The organism is Streptomyces sp. NPDC087428, assembly GCF_044744085.1.
Lineage (GTDB): Bacteria > Actinomycetota > Actinomycetes > Streptomycetales > Streptomycetaceae > Streptomyces.
Genome location: NZ_JBIUXR010000030.1, coordinates 38,359 through 45,084 on the forward strand (window position 1 = coordinate 38,359; position 6,726 = coordinate 45,084).

The following is a 6,726-nucleotide window of genomic DNA, read 5'->3' on the forward strand; positions in this document are numbered from 1 at the left end:
GTGGTGGGGCGCGGGGCAAAGATCCCCCTCGGGCCCAGCGCGGCCCCGGCGGGCTGAGCCGACACCCCACCCCCCCGCGGCGGGGCCCGCGTGCCGGGGGCCCGGCCGCGGCCGTTCGGTGCCCGGCGGTCCTCAGGTTTTCTGTCGCTTGGTACCGCGGATCGATGCCCAGAGCATGTCGCCGACGCCGACCACCACCACGGCACCGATCAGCTGGAGCACATGGCGTGTCCAGTCGATGCCCTTGGTGTCGTTGACACCGAGCCAGGTGGCGACAGCATTGCCGAGGATGCTGCCGATCATGCCGAAGATGACCGTCAGCCAGAGCGGGATCTGCTGCTTCCCCGGCAGGATCGCCTTCGCGATCAGGCCGAGGACCAGGCCCACGATGATTGCCCACAACCAGCTCATGCCGCCTCCTCGTGCGACGCGGTGTCGCGATGTCCGATCAGTCTCGGCGCTGGACGGGCACCCCGCATGTCGGAGGGGTCCGTACGTGCGACGGGAGCGGGTTCCCGGCGCGCCCCGCTCTCGAACGCGCCGGATGCCGGGCGTACCGTGGGAGCGGTCCGGTCCGGGGAGCGTCCGGCGCGGGAACGGGGTGTCCCCGGTTCCTTCGCGGGCTCGGGGAAGATGGGTGGAGTCGGGATGCGGAAGCAGAGCGGTGCGGAGGTCTTCCGGATCACGGGTGCCCGGCAGGGTCTCGCGGAGGATGTGCGCGGCAGGCAGCGGCGCTACGTGATCTCGATGTCCGTGCGCACGCTTTCCGTGGTCGCCGCGGCGGCCCTGTGGAACGTGGAGCGTTATGTGGCGATCGTGGGGCTGGCGCTGGGCGTCCTGCTCCCGTACGTCGCCGTCGTCATCGCCAACGCGGGCCGGGAGAACACCCCTTCGCTGCCCTCCACCTTCGTCCCGGCCCCGACGCGGCCCGCGCTCGGCGCCGCACCGGCGGCAGGCCCGGCCGAACCGGGCCCGGAGACCGGCCAGACCTTCCGCGCCTCGGATCCGCAGGGGCACGGCTGAGCCCGTACGCCCCGGTTTCGACCGGATTCGCGGGGGATTCAAGCTCAAGAAAAGCTCAGATCAATCATGAAGTTCCAGTGCACCGCACCCCGGTCTGCGTGACATACTTCGTTAGCGCTCCGCATCCCCCGTCGGAGCGACGGACCGACGCCGGGCAGCTCCCCCCGTGGCTGCTCGGCGTCGCCCTTTCTCCGGCAGGGGATGCGTCAGGTCAGCCGCTCAGCGGCCGGCCCACTGCTTCGCGACAGGCTCTAGGGTTGAGTCCGTGAACTCCCCTGAATCCGCGGCCGAGAACGCTGCCGAAGCCCCCGTCTGCTCCGCCAAGGGCTGCCGTGCCGACGCCGTGTGGGTGCTTGCCTGGAACAACCCGAAGCTGCACACCCCGGACCGCCGCAAGACCTGGCTGGCCTGTGACGAGCACCGGGAGCATCTCTCCTCGTTCCTGGATGTGCGGGGCTTCCTCAAGGATGTGGTGACGCTGACGGAGTGGGAGTCACCGGACTCGCCCCGCTAGGGCCTGGATCGGGACGCGCTATCCGCCGATCGCCGACATCGGGCGGTCGGGCTGGAGGAAGGAGGGGTCGTCCAGACCGGACCCGGCCTTCTTGCCCCACATCGCGAGCCTCCAGATCCGGGCGATCTCCTGGTCGGAGGCGTCCGACCGCAGGACTCCGCGCAGGTCGGTCTCCTCGCGGGCGAACAGGCAGGTGCGCACCTGTCCGTCGGCGGTGAGCCGGGTGCGGTCGCAGGCCCGGCAGAACGGCCGGGTGACGGAGGCGATGACGCCGACCCGGTGGGGTCCGCCGTCGACCTGCCAGCGTTCGGCGGGGGCGGAGCCTCGCTCGTCCCGGCCCTCCGGGGTGAGGTCGAACCGGGTGCGCAGCGAGTCGAGGATGTCGCCTGCTGTGATCATGCCGTCACGCTTCCAGCCGTGCTGCGCGTCGAGCGGCATCTGCTCGATGAAGCGGAGCTCGTAGGCGTTGTCCACGGCCCAGGCGAGCAGGTCGGGGGCCTCGTCGTCGTTGAGCCCCGGCATCAGGACGGTGTTGACCTTGACGGGGGTGAGCCCGGCGTCCCGGGCGGCTTCGAGGCCGGCCAGGACGTCGTGGTGCCGGTCGCGGCGGGTGAGGGTCTTGAACACGTCGGGGCGCAGGGTGTCCAGCGAGACGTTGACCCGGTCCAGACCCGCTGCCCTGAGCGCGGCGGCGGTCCGCTTGAGCCCGATGCCGTTGGTCGTGAGCGACATCCTCGGGCGGGGCTCCAGGGCCGCGCACCGTTCGACGATGGAGACGAGCCCGGGGCGCAGCAGCGGCTCTCCGCCGGTGAAGCGGACCTCGGTGATGCCGAGCTGGGTGACGGCGATGCGGACGAGCCGGACGATCTCGTCGTCACTGAGCAGGTCCGGCTTGGCCAGCCACTGCAGGCCTTCCTCCGGCATGCAGTACGTGCAGCGCAGATTGCAGCGGTCGGTGAGCGATACGCGCAGGTCGGTGGCGACCCGGTCGTAGGTGTCGATGAGCATGGTGGCCCCCCTCCTCCGGCTGACTTCCCGGTTGCGGTCGCTGACTCTTTCGAGACTACGCGAGACGTGTGACATCGCAGGGGCGCGTTTGGCACGAGGTACGGCGCGGCCGCGTCGTAGGACTCTACGACGCGGCCGCGGGAAGGGAGTGGTGCGAGAGACGGACTCCTGGGTGAACTCCTGCTCTCAGTGGGCTCCGATGCCGGTGAGGGACTTGACCTCCAGCTCGGCGTACTTGCCCTTGTCCGGCTCCTCCTTCGACAGGAGGGAGCCGATCCAGCCGAGCAGGAAGCCCAGCGGGATGGAGATCAGGCCGGGGTTCTCCAGCGGGAACCAGGCGAAGTCGACGCCCTTGAACATCGAGGTCTTCTCGTTGCCGGAGACGACCGGCGAGAACAGCACCAGGATCACCGAACTGGCCAGGCCGCCGTAGATCGACCACAGCGCGCCCTGGGTGGTGAACCGCTTCCAGAAGAGGCTGTAGAGGAGGGTCGGCAGGTTGGCGGAGGCGGCGACGGCGAAGGCGAGCGCGACCAGGCCGGCGACGTTCATGTCGCGGGCGAAGGCGCCCAGCAGGATCGCGGCCGCGCCGATGAAGACGGTGGCCCAGCGGGCGGCCCGCATCTCCTCCTTCTCGCTGGCCTTCCCCTTGCGGATGACGTTGGCGTAGATGTCGTGGGCGAAGGAGGACGAGGAGGCGAGGGTGAGGCCCGCGACGACGGCGAGGATGGTGGCGAAGGCGACGGCGGAGATGACGGCGAGCATGACGGCGCCGCCGGTGGTGCCGACCCCGCCGAGGTACTCGGCGAGCTGCGGGGCCGCCGCGTTGCCCGCCGGGTTCTTCGCGATGATCTCCTTCGGGCCGATGAGGGCCGCGGCGCCGAATCCGAGCGCGATCGTCATCAGGTAGAAGCCGCCGATGATGCCGATGGCCCAGTTGACGGACTTACGGGCGGCCTTGGCCGTCGGCACCGTGTAGAAGCGGATCAGGATGTGCGGCAGACCCGCGGTGCCGAGCACCAGGGCGATGCCGAGGGAGAGGAAGTCCAGCTTCGAGGTACCGGTGGCCCCGTACTTGAGTCCGGGCTCCAGGAACGCCGCGCCGTGGCCGCTCTTCTCCGCGGCGGTGCCCAGCAGGTCGGAGACGTTGAAGTCGAACTTCCACAGCACCATGAAGGTCATCAGGATGGCGCCCGCGATGAGCAGCACGGCCTTGACCATCTGGACCCAGGTGGTGCCCTTCATGCCGCCGATGGTGACGTACACGATCATCAGTACGCCGACCAGCGCAACGATGAGGATCTTTCCCGCGTCGCTGGTGATCCCGAGGAGCAGGGAGACCAGTACACCCGCGCCGGCCATCTGTGCCAGCAGGTAGAAGATCGACACGACGATCGTGGAGACGCCCGCCGCGGTGCGCACCGGGCGCTGCCGCATCCGGTAGGCGAGGACGTCGCCCATGGTGTAACGGCCCGAGTTGCGGAGCGGTTCGGCCACCAGCAGCAGGGCCACCAGCCAGGCGACGAGGAAGCCGATCGAGTAGAGGAAGCCGTCGTACCCGAAGAGGGCGATGGCTCCGGCGATGCCGAGGAACGAGGCGGCGGACATGTAGTCGCCGGAGACCGCGAGTCCGTTCTGGAAGGCGGTGAACTGGCGTCCGCCCGCGTAGAAGTCGGAGGCGCTCTTGGTCTGGCGGCCGGCCCAGACGGTGATTCCGAGGGTCGCCGCGACGAAGACGGCGAAGAGCGTGATGATCAGCGGCCGGTGCTCGGTGGTGGAGGAGGCGGCGAGCACGGCGGTGTGGGAATGGTACGCGGCGCTCATGCGTCGGCCTCCATACGGGACTTGATGGCCTCGCCCTTCGGGTCGAGCCTCGCCGCGGCGTGCCGCGAGTAGAACCAGGCGATGAGGAAGGTGGTGAGGAACTGGGCGAGGCCGAAGACGAAGGCCACGTTGAAGTTGCTGTACACCTTGGTGCCCATGAAGCCGCCGGCGTAGTTGGACAGCAGCACGTACAGCAGGTACCAGAGGATGAAGGCGGCGGTCAGCGGGAAGGCGAACGAGCGGTACGAGCGGCGCAGTTCGCCGAATTCCGCGCTCTCCTGCTCCGCGACGAAGGCCTCGGTCGTGGGCTGGGCCGGCCCTTTCTCCGTACTGCCCTCGGGCGGCGGTGCATCGGTAGCCACGGAATCTCCTCGCGACGCGGGTGCGGTAGTGGTGGGGACGGTGGTTTTCATTGCGGACCTCGGTATCGGGGGGTGATGGTGCGCCTCCCCTGACAACGGCACGCGGCGCGCGGCGAAGCGGTTCACCACTCTTCCGCCCTTCTCCGGGTCACCCCTTCGGACGCCTCGGCGCAGACGGGTTCTCGTGAACTCATTGATGAGCCGGGATGATCAGCGATAGCTTCACTCGTCATGTACGCGACTGGACACGCCCGTGTCCGGTCCACTGACACGGATGAAGTGGAGACCCCATGGCTCATCTGGGATCCAGACGGACGCGCGCACTGTCGCTGCCCGTCGGATTGGCCCTCACCGTCTCGCTCGGCTTCCTGCCGACGGGCGCCGCGACCGCCTCGCCGGTCGACGGCAGTCCCGCGGCAGCGGTGTCGACGGACGGACCGAAGCTGTCGTACGTCGTGAATACGCAAGGCGGTCCCGGCACCGTCAAGCAGGTGCGCAAGGCGGTGGAGCGGGCCGGCGGCACGGTCGTGATCGCCTACGACCGGATAGGTGTCCTCGTCGTCCATTCACAGAACCCGGACTTCGCGCAGTCCATACGCGGGGTCAGGGGCGTGGATTCGGCGGGCGCCACCCGTACCAACCCGATCGTCCCGCAGGCCACCAAGGACATCGGGGTCGAGCAGCCGCTCACGGCCCAGGAGGAGCGGGGCGCCGCGGCGCGGGCGACGGCGGACCAGGACCCGATGGAGCCGCTCCAGTGGGACCTGCCCGCCATCAAGGCGGACAAGGCGCACCAGAAGTCGCTGGGCAGCCGGAAGGTCACGGTCGCGGTCATCGACACGGGTGTCGACGACACCCACCCGGACCTCGCACCGAACTTCGACCGGAACGCCTCGGCGAACTGTGTGACCGGCGCACCGGACACCACGGCCGGCTCCTGGCGTCCGAACGCCGGTGAGAGCCCGCACGGCACCCATGTGGCGGGCACGATAGCCGCCGCGAAGAACGGCGTCGGGGTGACGGGCGTCGCCCCGGGGGTGAAGGTCGCCGGTATCAAGGTGGCGAACCCGGACGGCTACTTCTACACCGAGTCCGTCGTCTGCGGCTTCATGTGGGCGGCCGACCACGGTGTCGATGTCACCAACAACAGCTATTACACCGACCCGTGGCTGTTCAACTGCAAGGACGACCCGGACCAGGGCGCACTGGTCGAGTCGGTCGCCCGTGCCACCCGGTACGCCGAGCGCAAGGGCACGGTCAATGTCGCCGCGTCGGGCAACTCGGCCGAGGACCTGGCGGCCGACACGATCGAGGACTCGACCAGCCCGAACGACGGTGACACGGTCACCCGGACGATCGACCCGAAGAAGTGCTTCGACATCCCGACGATGCTGCCGGGTGTCGTGACGGTCTCGGCGACGGGTGCGAAGGGGCTGAAGGCCTCGTACTCGAACTACGGGAACGGCGTCATCGACGTGGCCGCCCCGGGCGGCGACTCGACGGTCTACCAGAGGCCCGAGCCGCCGGCGACGAGCGGGCTGATCCTGTCCACGCTGCCGGGCGGCGCGTACGGCTACATGGCCGGTACGTCGATGGCCTCCCCGCACGTGGCGGGTGTGGTGGCCCTGATCAAGTCGAAGCACCCGCACGCGTCGGCGCTCGCGGTGAAGGCGCTGCTGCTGGCGGGGGCCGACGCCACCGCGTGCGGCGCGCCGTACGACATCGACGGTGACGGCACCGTCGACGCGGTCTGCGAGGGCGGCAAGCACCGCAACGGCTTCTACGGAGCCGGTGTGGTGAACGCCCTGAACGCGGTCCGCTGGTAGCGGGTCCGGTGCGGGGGCCGGTGATCCCACCGGCCCCCGCACCACCCGGGCCGGGGGGGGGGGGGGGGCCCGCCCCCCCCCCCCCGGCCCCACCCGGGCCCCGCCCCCCCCGGCGGCCGGCCCCCGCCCCCTGGACGGCCGGGCGCACCGGTACGCCCAGGCGACCGGC

The 6,726-nt window shown here is 70.0% G+C and carries 7 protein-coding genes; 3 read left to right on the forward strand and 4 right to left on the reverse strand.

From position 1 onward, the window contains the following. Positions 1 to 132: 132 nt before the first annotated feature. Positions 133 to 411, reverse strand: coding sequence for a GlsB/YeaQ/YmgE family stress response membrane protein (locus tag ACIO3R_RS38940; RefSeq protein ID WP_363028308.1), 279 nt, complete (start codon positions 409 to 411; stop codon positions 133 to 135). 237 nt (positions 412 to 648) lie between these two features. Here ACIO3R_RS38940 and ACIO3R_RS38945 point away from each other — a divergent pair, with 237 nt between their 5' ends. Continuing rightward, on the forward strand, positions 649 to 1,023 hold the full coding sequence (locus ACIO3R_RS38945; RefSeq protein ID WP_385041437.1) for a DUF3099 domain-containing protein: 375 nt from the start codon (positions 649 to 651) through the stop codon (positions 1,021 to 1,023). Between the two features lie 265 nt (positions 1,024 to 1,288). Continuing rightward, positions 1,289 to 1,537, forward strand: a complete 249-nt coding sequence (locus ACIO3R_RS38950) for a hypothetical protein (protein ID WP_385041440.1) — start codon at positions 1,289 to 1,291, stop codon at positions 1,535 to 1,537. An 18-nt stretch (positions 1,538 to 1,555) separates the two neighbouring features. On the opposite strand, the gene moaA is transcribed toward ACIO3R_RS38950, so the two are convergent. From moaA to ACIO3R_RS38965, 3 genes are all read right to left on the reverse strand, one after another. Next, complete coding sequence (moaA, locus tag ACIO3R_RS38955) at positions 1,556 to 2,545, reverse strand: GTP 3',8-cyclase MoaA (RefSeq protein ID WP_402111849.1); 990 nt, start codon at positions 2,543 to 2,545, stop codon at positions 1,556 to 1,558. Positions 2,546 to 2,731: 186 nt separating this feature from the next. Next, the gene (locus ACIO3R_RS38960; RefSeq protein WP_385041446.1) at positions 2,732 to 4,369 is read right to left on the reverse strand and encodes a cation acetate symporter; all 1,638 of its coding nucleotides are present in this window, start codon (positions 4,367 to 4,369) and stop codon (positions 2,732 to 2,734) included. Beyond that, a complete protein-coding gene (locus ACIO3R_RS38965; protein ID WP_385041449.1) occupies positions 4,366 to 4,731 on the reverse strand; it encodes a DUF485 domain-containing protein in 366 nt (121 codons plus the stop codon). The genes ACIO3R_RS38960 and ACIO3R_RS38965 overlap by 4 nt, the downstream gene beginning before the upstream one ends. Positions 4,732 to 5,021: 290 nt before the next feature. On the opposite strand from ACIO3R_RS38965, the gene ACIO3R_RS38970 reads away from it, so the two are divergent. Beyond that, positions 5,022 to 6,557: a S8 family serine peptidase gene (locus tag ACIO3R_RS38970; RefSeq protein ID WP_385041452.1), complete on the forward strand. Its 1,536-nt coding sequence runs from the start codon at positions 5,022 to 5,024 to the stop codon at positions 6,555 to 6,557. The last annotated feature ends 169 nt before the right edge of the window (positions 6,558 to 6,726 follow it).